Raw genomic sequence first — 16,784 nt, 5'->3', positions numbered from 1 at the left:
GAAGACTTTCGTTAGTCTAAAGCTTCTTTATCTGTTATATCACCCTTGTCATTTGACCAAATCTGAAATTTTTGTCCATCAATCTCAACTACCAATACGTATTCTGAAAACCATTCACCCCAAGAACTTATATGATTTATCGTAATAATATTTTCAATTTCAGGATTATGTTCAATTATTTTATCTTTTACACTGTTCATCATAATGCTTGGTACTACAAAATACGTAGCTATCATTATAATTACTATGCTGCTCAAACCGATTATTACCTTTTTCAAAATATCACCTCTAATGAGTGTTGCCAAATTTCGATTTAAAAACGTTTATGGGGTCTATTTTTTATACTTTTTGATCTTGATTTTTTAAGCACGTTTTTTGTAGAAGTACAAATTTTTACAACCTATTTCCAAGTTTCATCTAATTTATCAGAATAGAAATTGATAGCTCTTTTATAACTAAGTATTTCAGAGTCTGTTGTAGTATCTAGCAGGCATTTCAATAAAATTTCCATTGCTTTTCTATAATCGTTTAAATTATACAGGGTCATTGAATAAAATACTTGAATTGCTCTGTTATTTGGAAATAAACCGATTCCTTTAAGAAATGTATTTTTTGATTTTTCGTATTCTCCTAATGTTCTATATGTACTTCCAAGTCCCAATATTGCTCCTTCTAGATCTTTACCAGATAGTCCTAACTTAATAGCCCTTTCATAAAAGGGAACTGCTTTTGATTCTTCTCCTAAAATATCAAAACTCCAAGCGCATTGATAGTTAACCAATGCATTATCAGGGTATTCCTCAACTATTTTCAAAAGTAATTGATTCGATTCTTTCTTTTTATTATCTTTTCGTAATTCAAGTGCTCTTATAAACTTTTCTTCTTTCAATGTAAATAACCCCTTTTCATACTTTTATAAAAATCTTTCTTTCACTAAGCTACACAGTTATTAGAATTATAACCTCCCCATAGCGTCATTGGGTACTTACTGTTCATAAGCGTTCATAAGCAGCCAACACACCCCCTATTCAATTGAACGGGGGGTGTTGGTTTCCTGACTGGCTTTCTCTTATATCGTCACATAAAATTAAAGATAACTTTAAATTAACATATTTTCCCTATAATTATAAGGTTAAATGCATTAAACAAAAGCCCCGTTAAAAATCTCATTAAATTTAAAACTTATTCTTCACTTATTCGACTATATATACAAAGGAGGCAAACAAATGTCTTGGGAGGAATTGTATTTAGAATATAGCGATGCCATACACAACTACATTTTTTTACTTGTGGGTAATCATGAAGTTGCAGAAGATCTTACACACGATACCTTTGTTAAAGTGAAGTATTCATTAGACCAATTTAGAGGCGAATCATCAAATAAAACATGGCTTTTTTCCATTGCCAGGAATACTACGTATGATTTTTTAAGAAGAAAAAAGATTATACAATTTATCCCCTTCTTGTCTTCTGATATCGAGAGTAATCAAATAACACCTGCTGATTATTTAGAGCGACAGGAATCTGCATTCGAATTATATGAGGCAATTAATCAACTTAAAATTTCCTACCAAGAAGTGATTATTCTTAGATATATACATGAGCTTTCCATTGAAGAAACCGCTGCGATATTGAACTGGTCCATAAGTAAAGTAAAATCAAAGGCATTCATAGCAACGAAAAAATTAAAGGATGAATTGTTACGTAAGGGGGTAGAAAAAAATGGATTATTTCAATAAAGAAAAGGATTTTCAACAATTAAGAAATTTACCTCGAACTGATTCAAATAAAATTAAAACGATGAAACGAATTCAAAATAGTAACAAAAACCGACCGTACTCATTTAAATACGTCATTACTTCTATTGCAGTCGTTTTATTGGCAGTAATCGTATTTTTAACTTATTTCTACTCTTCCGAACAGCAAATAAACACTGCACATAAATCATCCGAATTGATTTTAAGTAACTTGAAAGTTGGAATGTCTGAGGATGAAGTAAAAGAGCTATTGGATGAATATTATGTCACTGGTGAATCTATGGTTTCCTTTGATGGAGTACCGATTTGGCGATATGAAATCGAAAAATCTGGGGACTATACGTATGCCGTAGAAGGTCCAACACATTCCGAATTCTTAGCGTTTGAGAAAATGATAAAAGGAAACATCAAAATGATTTTATTTATTCATTGGAATGAGCAACATTTAGTAAAACAATTTTCTGCCAATTATTATGATGAGCATACCGCTAACATTTATGATGTTCGAGTACTAGCAGATGGTACAACAGTAAAACAGGCAATTTTTCCTACTGAGCAAAAAAACACACAAAACATTTTCGTCGATATGTCTCTCGTGAAAGAAAAACTTCAAATTGGTATGGGAATGGATGAAGTAAAGAAAATATTAGGTGACCATTATGTAACCGAAATAGAGGTAAGCATGGGAACTTTAAGATGGAGTTATGACTTTGGAAAAGATGAGGACTTTCAATTTTTTGATGAATTAGGCTTTGGACAACTAGAAGATATGAAACAAGGTAAAATTCAAGCTCATATTAGTATTGAATGGGATGAAAATAATTTAGCGAAGCAATATTATGCCGTTTATTTGAATGAGGAAGATGACAAAGTCTACGAATACGGTCTATATAAAGATGGTTATTCTAAAGATAACCCCATTTATTAGAATCAATCTGTTTAATTATAAAAGATACAATTTAACGTTTCCATTCCCCCTTCGAACTAGTTTGGTAATATTAATCGAAGGGGGATGGGCTATGAAGAAAACAAGTTTAGGCTTTGCACTAATAGTTATATGTATATTCCAAGTAGGGACGTTTCTAATTTTTAATAAACAAAGAGTATTATCTTAATCGTTATAAGTAGTAATCATCAAGACATAGTTACCGTAGAAATCAATTCTTCATTTTTTACTTGTAATATGTATTTCGATAAAACGTAATCTCTCCCACCATTTTCTTCATACCATGTTTTTATTTTATTTACGTGATTGAGATCTGCTTTTATTTTGGTTTCAATTTCAATATAAGCCTCATAGTTATCATATTCCCAAATAGCAAAAATTTCTGTAGTATGATCATCATTCGGTTTCATCCATCTACCAATGAGCCGACTACCATGGCTCAATTGATTAGGTAAATTCGTTTCATTAAAGTGATGATTAAATCGGTCTACAAATTCATTTTTTACAACGTAATATTTTCTACGATAGAACATTTAGAATACCCTCCTGCTTAAAAGTAAGTTAAACCTCATCAATTTTAAATTACTATGCAATGAATTTTGCAAACCAAGCAACATAATGCGCTCCTGGAATAAATAGGAGTTGGGCGAATAATGTTCCTAAAAGTCTTGAACTCATCATCATTACCGAAGCTCTTTTCAATTCAGAATAATTTCCTTTTTTATTAATGACATCATCAGCCAAAATAGATATTTTTGGGTCAATAAATATAATTAATAACATTGTGGCTATACCGTTGATTAATCCCGAAGCCATAATTGCCGTTGTTTGGTATTCAGGAACCAATAAGCTAGCATATAAAGCCGATAACACCCCTATTGTATAAACAGCAGTAATGACAATATTAATCATAAATAGCTTTATTGGAATATCACGTATCCCTATTCCTCGTAAATATGACAGGCTTGGCTTGCGTAAATGTTTGAATCCCCTACTTATATAGTCCAATGTAAAACCTTTTTTCAATAAAGCTGGGATTGAACCCCTTTCATCAGCTAAATGAATAATCGCTCTAGAAAAAATGGCTACAAAGGTCGGTAAACAAATAATACCAAGCAACGTGCCGAGTGAAGCTGAACCGATAAGAAATCGGAATTGATACTCGACAAATTGTAAAGCATGATCAGCAGGAGCATTATCTATCAAGCTCCCTGTAAAGGGTTGCTGCATCATGTTAGATAATCTTGAAACCATCACCATTACATTAAAAAGTGATAATGCCGATGCTAATAAGCGAACACGAGCTCAGAAAGCCGCACTGCGTATGCTAATGTTTCTATTGAGTGAATGATTAATATAAATAAAGCAATCATTATGAGTTTTTCTGTTATAAGTTCTATTGCCCCCACCTGCCATATCCTTATTTTTACATTTCGACGTTTTAATTGTAAACTAGTTGCATCGCTTTCATACATTTGTATTTAGAAAGAGAGAATTAAAATGAAGAAATATATCAATAAAGAAAATGAAGTAGAGTTTTATTATGCATTTATTTATATTGGCTTTTTTCAAGCGCTTCTTACAGGAATTTTAGTCATTCAAGGTATTTCAGAAGGTAGGGGCATTGGCTATATTAGTTTCTTCTCGGCAGGTGTAGTTACATCAATATGGATAGGGATTAACTCATTAATAAAATACAAAAAGAAAAAATTTGATTGATACACCGACACACTAGTAACTTTTCAGATGATTTACACTAGTATTAAAGTTAGAATAATAGATAGTCACCTGAGATGGAGGGGAATTTATGCGTGCTTTCTTTATAATTAGTGTTTTCTTGTCAGGCTTAGTTTCACTTGGCGCAATATGGATTGTGCATCAAATGACAGCAAATTTCAATCCAGACGGTAGTAATCCAATGTGGAGTAATGGCAATCCTGGTTTGTTTTTTATACTGTGGCCAATGCCGTTTATTTTCTACTTTATATTTTCAATGATCTTCGTATTTGAGAAGATTCATAATAAATATAAAGTGAATAGGAGACGTTTTATTACGGGTTATACCTTACTATTTATAGGCCTCGTAAGTTTCACTTTATATCGAATATTAGATTTTAATAGAGTGGCACAACCTTATTTTGAATATGAGATTGGTTATCTTAATCCTTATACAAATGATTTATTTTTCAATGTATGGACGTTATTAGCAGCACTATGTATTCCGGCTATCGTATCTTTTTATTTAGAAGGGCGAAAATAATTTTTCTTTTGGTGGTAGGATTTCAAAACCTAATTACTACTTAAATAGTTCGTATACTGCAGGAACCCCTAAACCAAGGAATAATGTAATCGTAGCAAAAAGTTTTGTTTGTTTTGTTAAACGTTTATCTTCCTCTTTTAAATATTCAAAGTAAGAAAGAATAAAGTAAAGACAGGCAGTTAACATTAAAACCGAAAATACAGCTACACTGTTCCCAAGTACATTTATTAATATCATAAATCATTTCAAACCTTTCAATATTTGATTACTAAATTATAGCATAAAAGTATTAAACCTAATCTTCTCTTAATAACAGACAAGGTTGGTCCTACTGAGGTGATAATAATGAGTACTGTTAATTTGAAACACCTTCCTTTTTTATTAATGATAATTTCAGCAAGCTTTGTACTTTTTGCTTGTAATGCCGATTCCAAAGTGAAAGAAACATTTACCGGAACAATTGAAACAGTAAATGAATACGGCGGTATGCGTGTGAATATTGAGGAAGTAACAGATAAAAATTTAGGTGGGCTTGTTGATGGAGGTATACCAGATGGTACAACCGAAAAATTTAATGTTGGCGATAAGATAACAGTAGGATATAACGGTATGACTTTTGAAAGGGCTCCAGTTATGGTTCAAGCTATAACATTGGAAAAGATAGATTAAATTCATTTTGAACACTGTATTCTGATAGATATTTTAGGGCAATGTATTTTCTGGAATTTTGGGAAGCGAGGGTTAAGTATGAAGTTAGGCTTAAAAAATAACGAGGTTGTCATTGTTCCGTATGCTCCTGAATGGAAAGATGAATTTAACAAAGCAAAAGCGGAAATTATTCAAACTACCCATTTAAAACCGAACCAAATTGAGCACATTGGAAGTACTTCTATTGAGGGGATTCGGGCTAAGCCGATTATTGATATTTTAATAGGTGTCGAAAGTCTGGCAGCACTTGATAAAACATTTTTTAAAAACCTTCAAAATGCAGGATTTTACAGGTTGAAGGTGGAAAGACCAAACGAAATTGTTTGTGCCAAGTTTACGGATGATACATTTGAAACAAAAACACATTTTATTCATATTGTTGAGTTGGAAAAGGAAAAATGGGACCAAATGCTATTCTTCAGAGATTATTTGAATACTTATCAAGATGTTAAAGAACAGTATGAGAACCTAAAAGAATCCTTCTTTAGTACAGAACTAAAAGGCATTCAATCCTATACAGATTATAAAGAGCAATTTGTACAATCTGTCTTTGAGCAAATGAAAAGTAAATAACTCCAATACAAAAGCATTAATCCAGAATCACTTGAATTAATGCTTTTTGTAATTTAAATTCAAATTCTAAAATTGAACACTAAATCCTTTGAATGGATGTATGCCTGTTCCGAATTTTAACAAATCGTTTTCCCTCAAGTAGATGACCGCCTTTTTAACTTCTTCTAAAATATCAGGCTTAATGCCTAATGTATTATGCGAACCATAAATCATATTCACGTTAGGGATTGTTGTAATTTTTTCTAATGAATTCACTAAATCTACTGGGTTGGTTGTTGGATAAAAGGCATAAATTGGCGTCTCATCATATAGTAAATCGCCAGTAAATAAATAGCTTTTTAATTCATCATATATACAAATATGGCCTGGTGAATGACCGGGTGTATGATAAATAATTAATTTCCGATTTCCTAAATCAACAACATCGCCATCCTTTAATAATCCAGTAGGCTTTCCTGTATATGGCTTGTATGTATCTGGGTTAAAGGTTTTGGGGATCGGAATTGTAATATCCCTTACTGTATTTGCTCGAATCTGCTCTAACGACAATCCTACAATTCCATTTACTAACCAAGATTCTTCGTCTTTATGTACAAAAATACGTGTATATTCCCCATGACTTCCAATATGATCTGAATGTACATGTGTCGTAATAACATCAATTGGTAAGGCCGTTAGCTGGTCTGTAATTCTCTTCATACAATCAATACCTAAGCCTGTATCTATAAGAGCAGCTTTTGTTTCTCCTAATAATAAAAAGGAATGTACTTTTTCCCAATGACCTAATTCACTAATTGCATATGTATTTTCATCAATTTGCCGAACCGTAAACCAATCATCTTTTAACATGATAACTCCTCCTATCTATCTATCCATTTCTTATTTTTGAAATTAGTTTAATGATAGCATTCCTAAACGCCTCATTTTATTTTTTTTGAAATTTTACTGTCTATTCCACAAATAGTTGCATTAAATTGTCAAGCACATATTTATCACTTCTTTTCAAGCATGTTTTTCACTTTAATAGCTAAAGTCATATTCCCAACCCCTACTGTTTATGGGTGATCGAAGTAGTCTTGTCAATATTAATGGGAGTTAACTCAGTAATACACTACAAAAAGAGAAAATGATTGGATGATTTTAGTGACTATACGAGAAACCGCACCCAAACACTGCGTTGGGTACGATTTCTCATTCTGGAGGATTTTTATATGTCTTTAAATGCGTGTGATTTATCAATTTCACCTCAGGTCAATCCTTTTCCGGAACGAATCCGTATAATTGGTGTTCTTCGATGTATTTGTACACTTTTTCAGGCATATAGAATTTTGGGTGATGCCCAATTTCAAACTCATCCCGAATGTAAGAAGAACTGATATTGTTGTCTACTTGCCAATAAATGAAGTCAAAGTGTTCTTCGTATTTTCGAAGTAATTTATCTTTTGCAATGATTTCATGCATATCAATGTTTTCTCTTCGAATCACAACGAATTTATTTTCTTTTAAAAGGTCCTCTTTATGTGACCACTTTTCGCCACTCGCAATGTCGCGAAGCAAGTCTGCTCCCATTAAGAAATATAAGTCATGTCCTTTGTATTTTTCCATTTCTCGTAATTTTCGCATTGTATTATATGTTTGTATATCCCACGGAGGTTGGTGCAATTCGATATCTTCGATTTCAAACTTACTATGTCCCTCGATGGCTAATCTAAGCATATTTACACGATGTTCATCGCTGACGTGCATATCTTTATCTTTTCGGTGATTATTCGAAGGCATTAAAAAGATTTTATCAAACCCTTTTCGTTCCAAGATTTCTTGAATAGTATTTAAATGCCCTGTTGTAATAGGGTCAAATGCACTTCCTAAAAATCCATATTTCGCCATGTCTTTTCCTCTTTTCTTTTAAAAAACTTGGAAGGAGGGGTATCCCCCCTTAGTTAATCAATCATTTCTTGCACTTTCGCTTTTACTTCTTCGATTTTTTTCATTTTGTTATCCCAACATTTTTGACTTAAATCAACAGGGTATTCTTCTGGATGTAATGTTCGTGTGTACTCTTCCCAAAGTAATGTAAGGTTTTCCTTTGCATACACTTTGATTTCTTCAATGTTAGGGATTGCGTATACAAGTTCTCCCGCAACGAAGATATCTTCGTGGAGTTTTTTCGCTTTAAAATCCGTTACGAATTTTGAAATATAGGTATGAACGGGATGGAACATTTTTAATCGTTCTTCTTGTTCTGGGTTTTCTGTATCGAGCGCGATATAATCACCTTCGCTTTTCCCACTTGCTACATTAATAATGCGATAAGGTGTTTTTAATCCCGGTGTTGATACTTTTTCAGGGTTTCCTGAAATTTTAATAGTATCTTCAAATTCCCCTTGGTCATTTTCAATCGCGACCATTTTGTACACCGCGCCAAGTGCGGGTTGGTCATAAGCTGTAATTAATTTTGTTCCAATTCCCCATGTATCAATTTTAGCCCCTTGTGCTTTTAAGTTGATGATTGTATATTCATCTAAATCGTTGGAAGCGGTGATTTTTGCCTTTTTGTAACCCGCTTTATCCAACATTTTTCTTGCTTCTTTTGATAAGTAAGCTAGGTCTCCGCTATCTAAGCGAATTCCAACGAAATTGATTTTATCGCCCATTTCTTTAGCTACACGAATAGCATTTGGTACACCTGAACGAAGCGTGTCATACGTATCCACTAAGAACACACAATCTTTATGTGTTTCCGCATACTTTTTGAATGAAGTATAATCATCTTGATAAGTTTGTACCAATGCATGGGCGTGAGTGCCAACAGCAGGGATGCCGAACTTTTTACTTGCACGAACATTACTCGTACCTTCAAACCCGCCTATATAAGCTGCTCTTGTACCCCAAATAGCCGCATCTAATTCTTGCGCTCTACGTGTACCGAATTCGAACGCAACGTCTTCACCAACCACTTGTTTAATACGAGCCGCTTTTGTCGCAATGAGTGTTTGATAATTGACAATGTTCAAAATTGCCGTTTCGATGATTTGAGCCTGAGCAAGTGGTGCTTCTATTCGAATTAGTGGTTCGTTCGCAAAAGCCAATTCCCCTTCTTTCATCGCACGGATATCCCCTGTAAAACGCATATTTGCTAGATAGTCTAAAAATTCTTTATCATAACCACCTTCTTCACGAAGATAGTCGATATCGCTTTCTGAGAATTTAAATCCTTTTAAGTATTGGATTACACGTTCTAAGCCCGCAAAAATTGTATAACCATTTCCGAACGGTAATTTTCTGAAATACACTTCAAAGATTGCCTTTTTTTCTGCAATACCGTCTTTAAAGTATGTTTCCACCATGTTAATTTGGTAAAGGTCTGTGTGAAGCGTTAAGCTATCGTCTTGATATTTTTTCATCATAATTCCCTCCTAAGGTTTGTAATCATTAGGAGCGAGAAAACCCGCCCCCTGTTAAAGTGTCACTTCCGTAGATAACACACGTTGAATGCCATATGTTTTTTCTAATTCTTGAAATGCTTGTTCAGTTGTTTCTTCAAATCCAGCAATAGGACTCGTACAGTCTTCTAATAAATAGATATTTTTCGTAAGTTCTTTCTTATGGTCATAAAATTCAACGATTTGACGAACCGATTCTAATACACAATGTGATTTCGCTTCTCCTGCGATAAAGATTTTATCGTAATTTTTAAGAGATAATAAGAACTCATTATTTTCGCCTTCTGCATAAAGAGAATATTCCGGTTTGATAATACCGTACATTTCGCTTAACGGGTCTTTTCCTTTGGTTATTTTTTGAATCGGTGTTTTTCGTACAATCGAATGGAAATGGATCATATTTGAGAATTGCCCTTCTAAAGCTGCACCGAATGTACCTTCAATACAGTGATATGACCAAATACATAATTGCTTTTTACCGATTTTTTCAAGGTTCTCTACGTAATCAGCACTTGCTTTTTCGTAATTAATAGCTTTCCATTTACCGGTTTTTACATTTTCTGCTGTGATAATCGTAAATGGATTTGGGTGATTCCCCTGTTCATCCACCCACCAGCAAGGATGGAAAATTTGGTGTAATTCATGCGTATCAAGAGATACTGCAATGTCGGTGATTTTTTCTAAATTTCGATAGAGGAAATGTGTTGTATTTTCAATATCCTTATGGGAATTTAGTACACCGAGTTCTCCATTTTCCATGAAATCGTTTTGAAAATCGATACCGATAAATAACACCTTTTCTTTATCTTCAACAGAAGGTTTGAATTTTTCTTGTTTTGCTAATGTCAGCAAATCGTTAAGCTTCGCTGTATTCGCTTTTCCTATTTCCTCAATATGAACAATCTTTTCAAAATTTGTCTTCATTACATCCCACTCCTTTTTTAAAATCATTAATAACAATTTAGTAATTGTTAATTGTTTTTTTATAAAAAATAATCGTTTTTAAATGCTAAAAATTGAAATTTGAAATTTTTGTCATCGAACTTAATTCCAAATGGACGGTACAGGCTCAACTTCTTCGAATTTGTACAATTTTGAAGGTCGTTTATTTTTACCTGTTGGTTCGGTTACTTTCGGATTCCCTTGTGCGTCTTTTGCTTCTTCAATGAAATCAAGGGATGGTGCTTTTCGGAAAAAGGCAGATTTTGTGTTTACCACGTTGTCATCAATCACTGCTAATAATACTTGTCGTAATTCTTCTAACTTGAATTCTTCTGGTAAGAAGTTTTTTGCTACTGTTGTTTGTTGCATATCTTTTTTAACTGATGAAATTGCATCTTCGATAATTTGACGATGGTCGAATGCAATGTCCAATTTAAACACTTCATCAATCGTGAATAATTGCACTTCCGCTGCATCATCTGCTGCTCTTCGGTCTTGGATATGTTGTTCAGGTACAATCGCATAATGAGCGTTTGAAATAATCCAACCTCTCTTATCACGACCAAATGTATCGTATACGCCGAAATGTTTAATATGAACACCTTTAATACTTGTTTCTTCTAATAACTCTCGTTTCGCTGATTCAAAAGCACTTCCCTTATCCCCTTCAATTTGTGTGAAGCCACCGGGTAATGCCCACTTGTTGCCTTCAATATTCGGTTCGCCTTCTGCGTCAAGTCCAGCTCGTTTAATCAACATTAAAGCTAAGCAATATTTCGAGCTTTTTTCATCTTTTGCTTTGTAATGTTCGTTTGGTAAAAGTGTAAAGATGGCGATGTCTGATGTGTAACCATCGGGTGTGCGGTATTTACTTGTGTCATAATTTTTTAATGCCTCTTCTTCTGAATGATACTTTGCCATTTTAATTCCTCCTAAGTGAGAATATTCTTACTTGATATTACAAATCCGTTTTAAAGAATAAGTGTATGTTGCTTTATTAACAATTAACAATTTGTTAATTTAAATATATACGATGATTTAATGAATTGCAAGAAAAAAATAATGTTTTTTCTTATGGTTACATTTAAGGAGTGGAAATATGGAATACAATAATAATAAAAATGTTTCTAACACTTCAACTTTCCAAAGGTCAACAATAGGTGGAAAACCCTTTACAATATTCGGATAATAATAGTAACGTAAATTCTGTTCAATATAAGGAGCCAGCATAATCATAAGCATATCCTGTAATCTTAGCTCTTCAGAATCTTTTGCTGATTTATCTGACGAAACTGTTGTTGATTGAAAAGAAGTAATAAGAGCAAGGAATAGTATAAAAACAATTAAAGTCTTTTCTTTCTTTTAGTGCACCTCTTGTATTATCCCTTTTTTCTAAGTAAGTTTGAAGGACATTTTAGAGAAACATAAAAAAACTGCCCGATCTTGGGCAGTTTGTATTTAAGAGTAATAAGCTTGTTATAACCATTCCTTCACATAAGCTATTAACCCTACAATCGCACCAATCGCGGCACCAAAAAATACAAAATAGCTCGTTTTTACTTCATAGATGTTCCATTTATTATTTGTAGTGTTCATCAAAATTCCCCCTAAATAAAATATCATTGTGTTTATTTATGTATCGATAGTTGAAGAATACTCAATCCTCCACTACTTCAATCAAATCCGAATAGATCTCAACTAAATAAGTTTCCAATAAATCTCTTAACTCATCATCAAGCTTATAATACTCATCTGTCGCTTTTTCGACGATACTATAAAACTCGTCTTCTTCAATTTCATCATTTTCTAAGGCAACGTACAAGCTCCATAACTTTTTACCATACTTTTTCTCATTCATCGCATAATTGTGAGCGCCGATTTCTTCAAGGGTTCCAATTAGTTTATTCAAGTAATTATCTATTCCCATCTCATTAATTTCCTGTCCATACCACCTGAATAAGCTTTCGTGTCCCCCACTTTCAAGTTCTGAGTAGTAATGATAGACAATTAATGCTTTATTTAAAATAGGGTCTTCTGATGACAAACTTGATTCACTTAAAACAGCCATTACAGCATTCGTGATATCTGTCTTACTTATTAAATCTTTTCTTTGTATTTTTGGTTTCATAGCATTCCCTCCAATTAATCTTGTACAAGTTCATTGTTGCCTTAATTGAAGTATACCTTTCCAAACCATAATTTGTTAACTATCCCCCCGTACGATCCCGCTTCCAAATTTTTAGGGGGGCTTCAAGCGAAGAAACCCCTAGACACAAAATTATTCTATTGCAGTTTTTCTTGAACAATCGCATCATCTTCAAAAATTGTCCGGTTAATATCAATTAATTTTCCTTTTGTTGTGTTCGTCTTTTCCATCTTTATGACATAAGCATTTGGTAGTGCAATCTCCGTACATACAACATCTTTTTCTTTACGAATATCTTCAGGGTAATTTAACTTAACAATTAATGTTTCCCCTTCTTTTTTAACACTCTCGAATACTCTACCACAGCCATTTGAATAGGCCGTTACAAATAACACTTCTTCTGTTTCAAAGTCTATTGCATGGACTGGATCAAACTCGAATATTTCAGCCCATTTTAAATATAGTTTTTCATCCTGTACGATTGAAATACTTGAACCTACCTCTGGAGGCATGTAGTTCAACTGATGTAGTAGTTTATAGTCAATATTATCTTCCGCTGCATCTTCCCCACTGTTTTCACCCGAATTACCTGTCTGCTCACTTGTATTACAGGCAGCCAATAACATAATTAGTACAAACATGTATGGTAACCATTTCTTCATTGTATTCCACCTCACTTCTTTCTTAATTAGTCGCATGGAGCAGAAAAAAGTTTCGTAATTAACTAGAATCCGTTTATAATGAAATTCGTAAATAACTTTTTAAAGTTCACATGAACACGTCAAATAATCTAATTATTCAGCAAGTAAGCTTTTAAGTTTTTTTGACGTATAATGTAATTGTTTATCCAACTATTACACCATTCTCTTGGAGGGTTCGTACAAATGAGTACACGTATTGAAAAAGACTTTTTAGGCACATTAGAAATTCCAAAGGACGCATATTACGGCGTTCAGACAACTCGTGCAATAGAAAACTTCCCCATCACAAAAATGACTATGCATCCGGAATTGATCCGCGCATTTGCCATTGTGAAAAAAAGCTCAGCACTTGCGAATGCAGCGATCGGTAAATTAGACGCAACAATTGCTAACGCGATTGCGCAAGCATCTGATGACATTATTAAAGGGCATTTACACGATCAATTCGTTGTAGATCCAATTCAAGGCGGCGCAGGTACTTCAATGAACATGAATGCCAATGAAGTCATTGCTAACCGTGCGTTAGAAATATTAGGGGAAGAAAAAGGTACTTATTCAATCATCAGTCCTAACAGCCATGTTAATATGGCCCAATCAACAAATGATGCATTCCCATCTGCTATTCATATCGCAACAGTCACAACTTTAGATAAGTTAATTATGGCGATGGAAGTAATGCGTGACAGTTTCATTCAAAAATCAGTAGAATTTGATTCTATTGTAAAAATGGGTCGTACTCATTTACAAGATGCAGTACCAATCCGTTTAGGTCAAGAATTTGGTGCATACGCGGCAGTAGTAGCACGTGATATTGCCCGTATTAAAAAAGCTCAGCAAACAATGCTGCAAATCAATATCGGTGCAACTGCTATCGGTACTGGTTTAAATGCAGATACACAATATATGAAATTAGCTGTAGAAAACATTGCTGCTTATAGTGGATTCCCATTCATTAAAGTAGATAATTTAATCGATGGTACACAAAATACAGATACGTACGCAGAAGTTTCATCAATGTTAAAAATTGCGATGATGAATATGTCGAAAATCGCTAATGATTTACGCTTAATGGCATCAGGTCCAAAAGCCGGTTTTGCAGAAATCCGTTTACCGGAACGCCAGCCTGGTTCGTCGATTATGCCTGGTAAAGTAAATCCAGTTATGCCTGAAGTGATTAACCAAATTGCCTTCCAAGTAATTGGGAATGATGTCACAATCTCTCTTGCTTCTGAAGCAGGACAATTCGAATTGAATGTAATGGAACCGGTATTAGTATTCAACCTGTTACAATCAATTGAAATTATGACAAACGGTTTTACAGTATTCACGAAGTACTGCTTAGATCATATCGAAGCAAATGAAGCACGTTTACATGATTTTGTAGAGCAATCAATCGGTGTCGTAACAGCTTTAGCTCCTCATTTAGGTTATGAGCGTTCAAGCCAGATTGCTCGTGAAGCACTTCATAGTGGTAAATCTGTACGTGAACTTTGCCTACAATATAATTATTTCACAATCGAACAACTGGATATTATTTTAAATCCATTTGAATTAACACAACCAGGTATTGCTGGTGAGCGTGCTTTTGAAAAAAAGGTAATGCTATAACATAAAGAAAGCTCCACTGAGAAAATTAATTTCCCGGTGGAGCTTATTTTTTAACTAAATAATGTTTCCTTTGCTAAAGAAATAGCACGTTTACTTACTTCCAAACGATCCCCATCCGCATTTTTCTTAACGACATCATTTATTTCGTCAAAAATGGATTTCAGCTGTGCTTTCGGTTTTACACCAACCATCATTGGTGCTTTTTCGAGCTCTTCAGTAATTAGCTTTTCCTGCTTTGGTGCGAATCCTTGCTCTTCTCCTATTTTCGGGAAGGCTGTTGTTTGTTGTTGAATATTTCGTGGACGAGTCTGGTTCGTTAAACTTGAACTCCCTGCGCCAACAGATCGAATCATGAAAGATCACCTTTCTTTTTCCTACTTTTTTGTACGTCGATATCCGCGTATATTTCGATTTCCTGAAGTGCCTGATTAGCGAGTTGATCCGCTTCCCCATTTAGTTTGCGGTCAATATATTCGTAATGAGGTCGAATGCCAAGCTTTTGGAGCTTCGCATCAATTTTATCCGCCCATGTTGTGAGTACACTATCAGTTACTGCCCATTCGCCGTTCATTTCATTAATGACGACTTGCGAATCACCGTAAATCTTCACTTTTTGATGGTGGACACCCATTTCCTCAAGTTGTTCAACTGCAAGATTCAGAGCCGCATATTCCGCTTCATTGTTTGATGTTAAATACTCCGCCAGTCGGTTCGTTCGCAAACGATAGTTTTTCCCATTCTGTTTATAATAGACGACAATCCCTAAACCAGCCAGCTTTTCTTCCCTATGAAAACCGCCATCGAAATACACCTCTACTTCAGAAGGTTCTGTTTCGAGTGATTTTAAATATTTTTTCAGTTCTTTTAATGTCCATGTACTGTCATGCTCATCTGTCATCACAATGTTTTTTGTCCGACCCGTATTTTCCATATCCAGTACGAGCGTATAGGCATGCGCAGCAGGAATTGCCTCACTTCGCCATATGATTTCCTGCTTAGACTTAGTGATATAGTGCCATTCAATCGTCAATTCCAATCGGCTCTCCCCTTCCATCTGTCAGTTGCTATAATTCTTCTTTATAAAGTGAAACTTCAATCAGTGGGGTTTTTTGATCCCCCACTGATTGTTAGTTGAACCAATCGGGCTTTTACGGGTAGTTGATCTCCCGCATATCCTTTTCGCCCTGCTTAAGTTCCGAGGCTGGAGTCTTGCCTCTGCCGCGACGCTTTCGAGGCAGATAAATTACTACCCGTTAATGCGGGAAAGAACCAGTTAATACACAGTGTACTAACCATTATGCCAACTATAAACGGTGGTGATACAAAAAGTAAAAAATCCGCACTGCCGACCGGTACTTTTAGAACCGTTCCGAAAACGATTGGCTGAAGCACACAAAAAACAAGACTTGTGTATAAAAGAGCACGTTTGCTGTAACGCTTGCGCATGATGTACATCACATAATACCAAGGGATGACGACAAAGAAGTAAATCGGCAAAACATAAACAATTATGGACACGGCCGTACCGAATGTAATTGCTTCATTCGCATAAGGTATTGCAACCGCTATAAAAACAATAACCGCCATTACATAAGGTAAAAAACCTGTCAAAATGATTTGCCAACTTTTCATCCGATTCCCCCTATTTCCCATCATTATACCAAACCCCATTTGCCTATACAAAATTTGTTTTTGAGGGT

General features: G+C 34.4%; 21 protein-coding genes and 1 pseudogene. 7 read left to right on the top strand and 15 right to left on the bottom strand.

The window, feature by feature from the left end; translation table 11 throughout:
* Nucleotides 1-11 precede the first annotated feature (11 nt).
* Nucleotides 12-278, bottom strand: a complete 267-nt coding sequence (locus NYE67_RS08405; RefSeq protein WP_340729721.1) for a hypothetical protein — start codon at nt 276-278, stop codon at nt 12-14.
* Between the two features lie 122 nt (nt 279-400).
* Nucleotides 401-889, bottom strand: a complete 489-nt coding sequence (locus NYE67_RS08400; RefSeq protein ID WP_340729720.1) for a tetratricopeptide repeat protein — start codon at nt 887-889, stop codon at nt 401-403.
* Between the two features lie 337 nt (nt 890-1,226).
* Here NYE67_RS08400 and NYE67_RS08395 point away from each other — a divergent pair, with 337 nt between their 5' ends.
* Nucleotides 1,227-1,739: an RNA polymerase sigma factor gene (locus tag NYE67_RS08395; protein ID WP_340729719.1), complete on the top strand. Its 513-nt coding sequence runs from the start codon at nt 1,227-1,229 to the stop codon at nt 1,737-1,739.
* On the top strand, nt 1,723-2,685 hold the full coding sequence (locus NYE67_RS08390) for a hypothetical protein (RefSeq protein ID WP_340729718.1): 963 nt from the start codon (nt 1,723-1,725) through the stop codon (nt 2,683-2,685). The genes NYE67_RS08395 and NYE67_RS08390 overlap by 17 nt, the downstream gene beginning before the upstream one ends.
* Before the next feature lie 206 nt (nt 2,686-2,891).
* Here NYE67_RS08390 and NYE67_RS08385 read toward each other — a convergent pair whose 3' ends face one another.
* Nucleotides 2,892-3,236 carry an NIPSNAP family protein gene (locus tag NYE67_RS08385; protein ID WP_340729717.1) on the bottom strand — a complete coding sequence of 115 codons (345 nt, stop codon included), beginning with the start codon at nt 3,234-3,236 and terminating at the stop codon, nt 2,892-2,894.
* Between the two features lie 52 nt (nt 3,237-3,288).
* Nucleotides 3,289-4,076, bottom strand: a pseudogene (locus NYE67_RS08380) (lipid II flippase Amj family protein).
* Between the two features lie 127 nt (nt 4,077-4,203).
* Between NYE67_RS08380 and NYE67_RS08375 the strand changes: the two are divergent.
* The gene (locus NYE67_RS08375) at nt 4,204-4,422 is read left to right on the top strand and encodes a hypothetical protein (protein WP_340729716.1); all 219 of its coding nucleotides are present in this window, start codon (nt 4,204-4,206) and stop codon (nt 4,420-4,422) included.
* Nucleotides 4,423-4,510: 88 nt separating this feature from the next.
* Nucleotides 4,511-4,963, top strand: a complete 453-nt coding sequence (locus tag NYE67_RS08370; RefSeq protein WP_340729715.1) for a hypothetical protein — start codon at nt 4,511-4,513, stop codon at nt 4,961-4,963.
* A 36-nt stretch (nt 4,964-4,999) separates the two neighbouring features.
* On the opposite strand, the gene NYE67_RS08365 is transcribed toward NYE67_RS08370, so the two are convergent.
* Complete coding sequence (locus NYE67_RS08365) at nt 5,000-5,200, bottom strand: hypothetical protein (protein ID WP_340729714.1); 201 nt, start codon at nt 5,198-5,200, stop codon at nt 5,000-5,002.
* A 108-nt stretch (nt 5,201-5,308) separates the two neighbouring features.
* Between NYE67_RS08365 and NYE67_RS08360 the strand changes: the two genes are divergently transcribed.
* Nucleotides 5,309-5,632: a hypothetical protein gene (locus tag NYE67_RS08360; RefSeq protein ID WP_340729713.1), complete on the top strand. Its 324-nt coding sequence runs from the start codon at nt 5,309-5,311 to the stop codon at nt 5,630-5,632.
* A 78-nt stretch (nt 5,633-5,710) separates the two neighbouring features.
* Nucleotides 5,711-6,244, top strand: a complete 534-nt coding sequence (locus NYE67_RS08355) for a GrpB family protein (protein WP_340729712.1) — start codon at nt 5,711-5,713, stop codon at nt 6,242-6,244.
* Nucleotides 6,245-6,310: 66 nt separating this feature from the next.
* Here the strand turns inward: NYE67_RS08355 and NYE67_RS08350 are convergent, their stop codons facing one another.
* The 7 genes from NYE67_RS08350 to NYE67_RS08320 all read right to left on the bottom strand — a co-directional run bounded on the left by NYE67_RS08350 (nt 6,311) and on the right by NYE67_RS08320 (nt 13,437).
* Complete coding sequence (locus tag NYE67_RS08350) at nt 6,311-7,093, bottom strand: MBL fold metallo-hydrolase (RefSeq protein WP_340729711.1); 783 nt, start codon at nt 7,091-7,093, stop codon at nt 6,311-6,313.
* Between the two features lie 402 nt (nt 7,094-7,495).
* Complete coding sequence (nadD, locus tag NYE67_RS08345) at nt 7,496-8,131, bottom strand: nicotinate (nicotinamide) nucleotide adenylyltransferase (protein ID WP_340729710.1); 636 nt, start codon at nt 8,129-8,131, stop codon at nt 7,496-7,498.
* Nucleotides 8,132-8,184: 53 nt separating this feature from the next.
* Entirely contained in the window at nt 8,185-9,648 is a 1,464-nt protein-coding gene (locus tag NYE67_RS08340) for a nicotinate phosphoribosyltransferase (protein WP_340729709.1), read from the bottom strand.
* 54 nt (nt 9,649-9,702) lie between these two features.
* On the bottom strand, nt 9,703-10,611 hold the full coding sequence (locus NYE67_RS08335; protein WP_340729708.1) for a hypothetical protein: 909 nt from the start codon (nt 10,609-10,611) through the stop codon (nt 9,703-9,705).
* Between the two features lie 120 nt (nt 10,612-10,731).
* The gene (locus NYE67_RS08330) at nt 10,732-11,550 is read right to left on the bottom strand and encodes an NUDIX hydrolase (protein ID WP_340729707.1); all 819 of its coding nucleotides are present in this window, start codon (nt 11,548-11,550) and stop codon (nt 10,732-10,734) included.
* A gap of 736 nt (nt 11,551-12,286) precedes the next feature.
* Nucleotides 12,287-12,757 carry a DMP19 family protein gene (locus tag NYE67_RS08325; protein WP_340729706.1) on the bottom strand — a complete coding sequence of 157 codons (471 nt, stop codon included), beginning with the start codon at nt 12,755-12,757 and terminating at the stop codon, nt 12,287-12,289.
* Between the two features lie 155 nt (nt 12,758-12,912).
* On the bottom strand, nt 12,913-13,437 hold the full coding sequence (locus NYE67_RS08320; RefSeq protein ID WP_340729705.1) for a dehydrogenase: 525 nt from the start codon (nt 13,435-13,437) through the stop codon (nt 12,913-12,915).
* Between the two features lie 222 nt (nt 13,438-13,659).
* Here NYE67_RS08320 and aspA point away from each other — a divergent pair, with 222 nt between their 5' ends.
* A complete protein-coding gene (aspA, locus tag NYE67_RS08315) occupies nt 13,660-15,084 on the top strand; it encodes an aspartate ammonia-lyase (RefSeq protein ID WP_340729704.1) in 1,425 nt (474 codons plus the stop codon).
* Between the two features lie 50 nt (nt 15,085-15,134).
* Here aspA and NYE67_RS08310 read toward each other — a convergent pair whose 3' ends face one another.
* From NYE67_RS08310 to NYE67_RS08300, 3 genes are all read right to left on the bottom strand, one after another.
* Complete coding sequence (locus NYE67_RS08310) at nt 15,135-15,437, bottom strand: DNA primase (RefSeq protein ID WP_340729703.1); 303 nt, start codon at nt 15,435-15,437, stop codon at nt 15,135-15,137.
* Nucleotides 15,434-16,120: a DUF771 domain-containing protein gene (locus tag NYE67_RS08305; RefSeq protein WP_340729702.1), complete on the bottom strand. Its 687-nt coding sequence runs from the start codon at nt 16,118-16,120 to the stop codon at nt 15,434-15,436. The genes NYE67_RS08310 and NYE67_RS08305 overlap by 4 nt, the downstream gene beginning before the upstream one ends.
* Before the next feature lie 152 nt (nt 16,121-16,272).
* Nucleotides 16,273-16,716, bottom strand: coding sequence for an ATPase (locus NYE67_RS08300; RefSeq protein ID WP_340729701.1), 444 nt, complete (start codon nt 16,714-16,716; stop codon nt 16,273-16,275).
* Nucleotides 16,717-16,784: the final 68 nt, after the last annotated feature.

The organism is Solibacillus sp. FSL W8-0474, assembly GCF_038004065.1.
Classification (GTDB): domain Bacteria; phylum Bacillota; class Bacilli; order Bacillales_A; family Planococcaceae; genus Solibacillus; species Solibacillus faecavium.
The sequence above is the reverse complement of the archived record's forward strand: the minus strand, read 5'-3'. Positions and strand labels throughout refer to the sequence as shown.

Bases quoted from the DNA above. Each gene is read 5' to 3' on its own strand.
- NYE67_RS08395 (WP_340729719.1), top strand. From the start codon at position 1,227: ATGTCTTGGGAGGAATTGTATTTAGAATATAGCGATGCCATACACAAC.
- NYE67_RS08390 (WP_340729718.1), top strand. From the start codon at position 1,723: ATGGATTATTTCAATAAAGAAAAGGATTTTCAACAATTAAGAAATTTA.
- NYE67_RS08385 (WP_340729717.1), bottom strand. From the start codon at position 3,236: ATGTTCTATCGTAGAAAATATTACGTTGTAAAAAATGAATTTGTAGAC.
- NYE67_RS08375 (WP_340729716.1), top strand. From the start codon at position 4,204: ATGAAGAAATATATCAATAAAGAAAATGAAGTAGAGTTTTATTATGCA.
- NYE67_RS08370 (WP_340729715.1), top strand. From the start codon at position 4,511: ATGCGTGCTTTCTTTATAATTAGTGTTTTCTTGTCAGGCTTAGTTTCA.
- NYE67_RS08365 (WP_340729714.1), bottom strand. From the start codon at position 5,200: ATGATATTAATAAATGTACTTGGGAACAGTGTAGCTGTATTTTCGGTT.
- NYE67_RS08360 (WP_340729713.1), top strand. From the start codon at position 5,309: ATGAGTACTGTTAATTTGAAACACCTTCCTTTTTTATTAATGATAATT.
- NYE67_RS08355 (WP_340729712.1), top strand. From the start codon at position 5,711: ATGAAGTTAGGCTTAAAAAATAACGAGGTTGTCATTGTTCCGTATGCT.
- NYE67_RS08350 (WP_340729711.1), bottom strand. From the start codon at position 7,093: ATGTTAAAAGATGATTGGTTTACGGTTCGGCAAATTGATGAAAATACA.
- nadD (WP_340729710.1), bottom strand. From the start codon at position 8,131: ATGGCGAAATATGGATTTTTAGGAAGTGCATTTGACCCTATTACAACA.
- NYE67_RS08340 (WP_340729709.1), bottom strand. From the start codon at position 9,648: ATGAAAAAATATCAAGACGATAGCTTAACGCTTCACACAGACCTTTAC.
- NYE67_RS08335 (WP_340729708.1), bottom strand. From the start codon at position 10,611: ATGAAGACAAATTTTGAAAAGATTGTTCATATTGAGGAAATAGGAAAA.
- NYE67_RS08330 (WP_340729707.1), bottom strand. From the start codon at position 11,550: ATGGCAAAGTATCATTCAGAAGAAGAGGCATTAAAAAATTATGACACA.
- NYE67_RS08325 (WP_340729706.1), bottom strand. From the start codon at position 12,757: ATGAAACCAAAAATACAAAGAAAAGATTTAATAAGTAAGACAGATATC.
- NYE67_RS08320 (WP_340729705.1), bottom strand. From the start codon at position 13,437: ATGAAGAAATGGTTACCATACATGTTTGTACTAATTATGTTATTGGCT.
- aspA (WP_340729704.1), top strand. From the start codon at position 13,660: ATGAGTACACGTATTGAAAAAGACTTTTTAGGCACATTAGAAATTCCA.
- NYE67_RS08310 (WP_340729703.1), bottom strand. From the start codon at position 15,437: ATGATTCGATCTGTTGGCGCAGGGAGTTCAAGTTTAACGAACCAGACT.
- NYE67_RS08300 (WP_340729701.1), bottom strand. From the start codon at position 16,716: ATGAAAAGTTGGCAAATCATTTTGACAGGTTTTTTACCTTATGTAATG.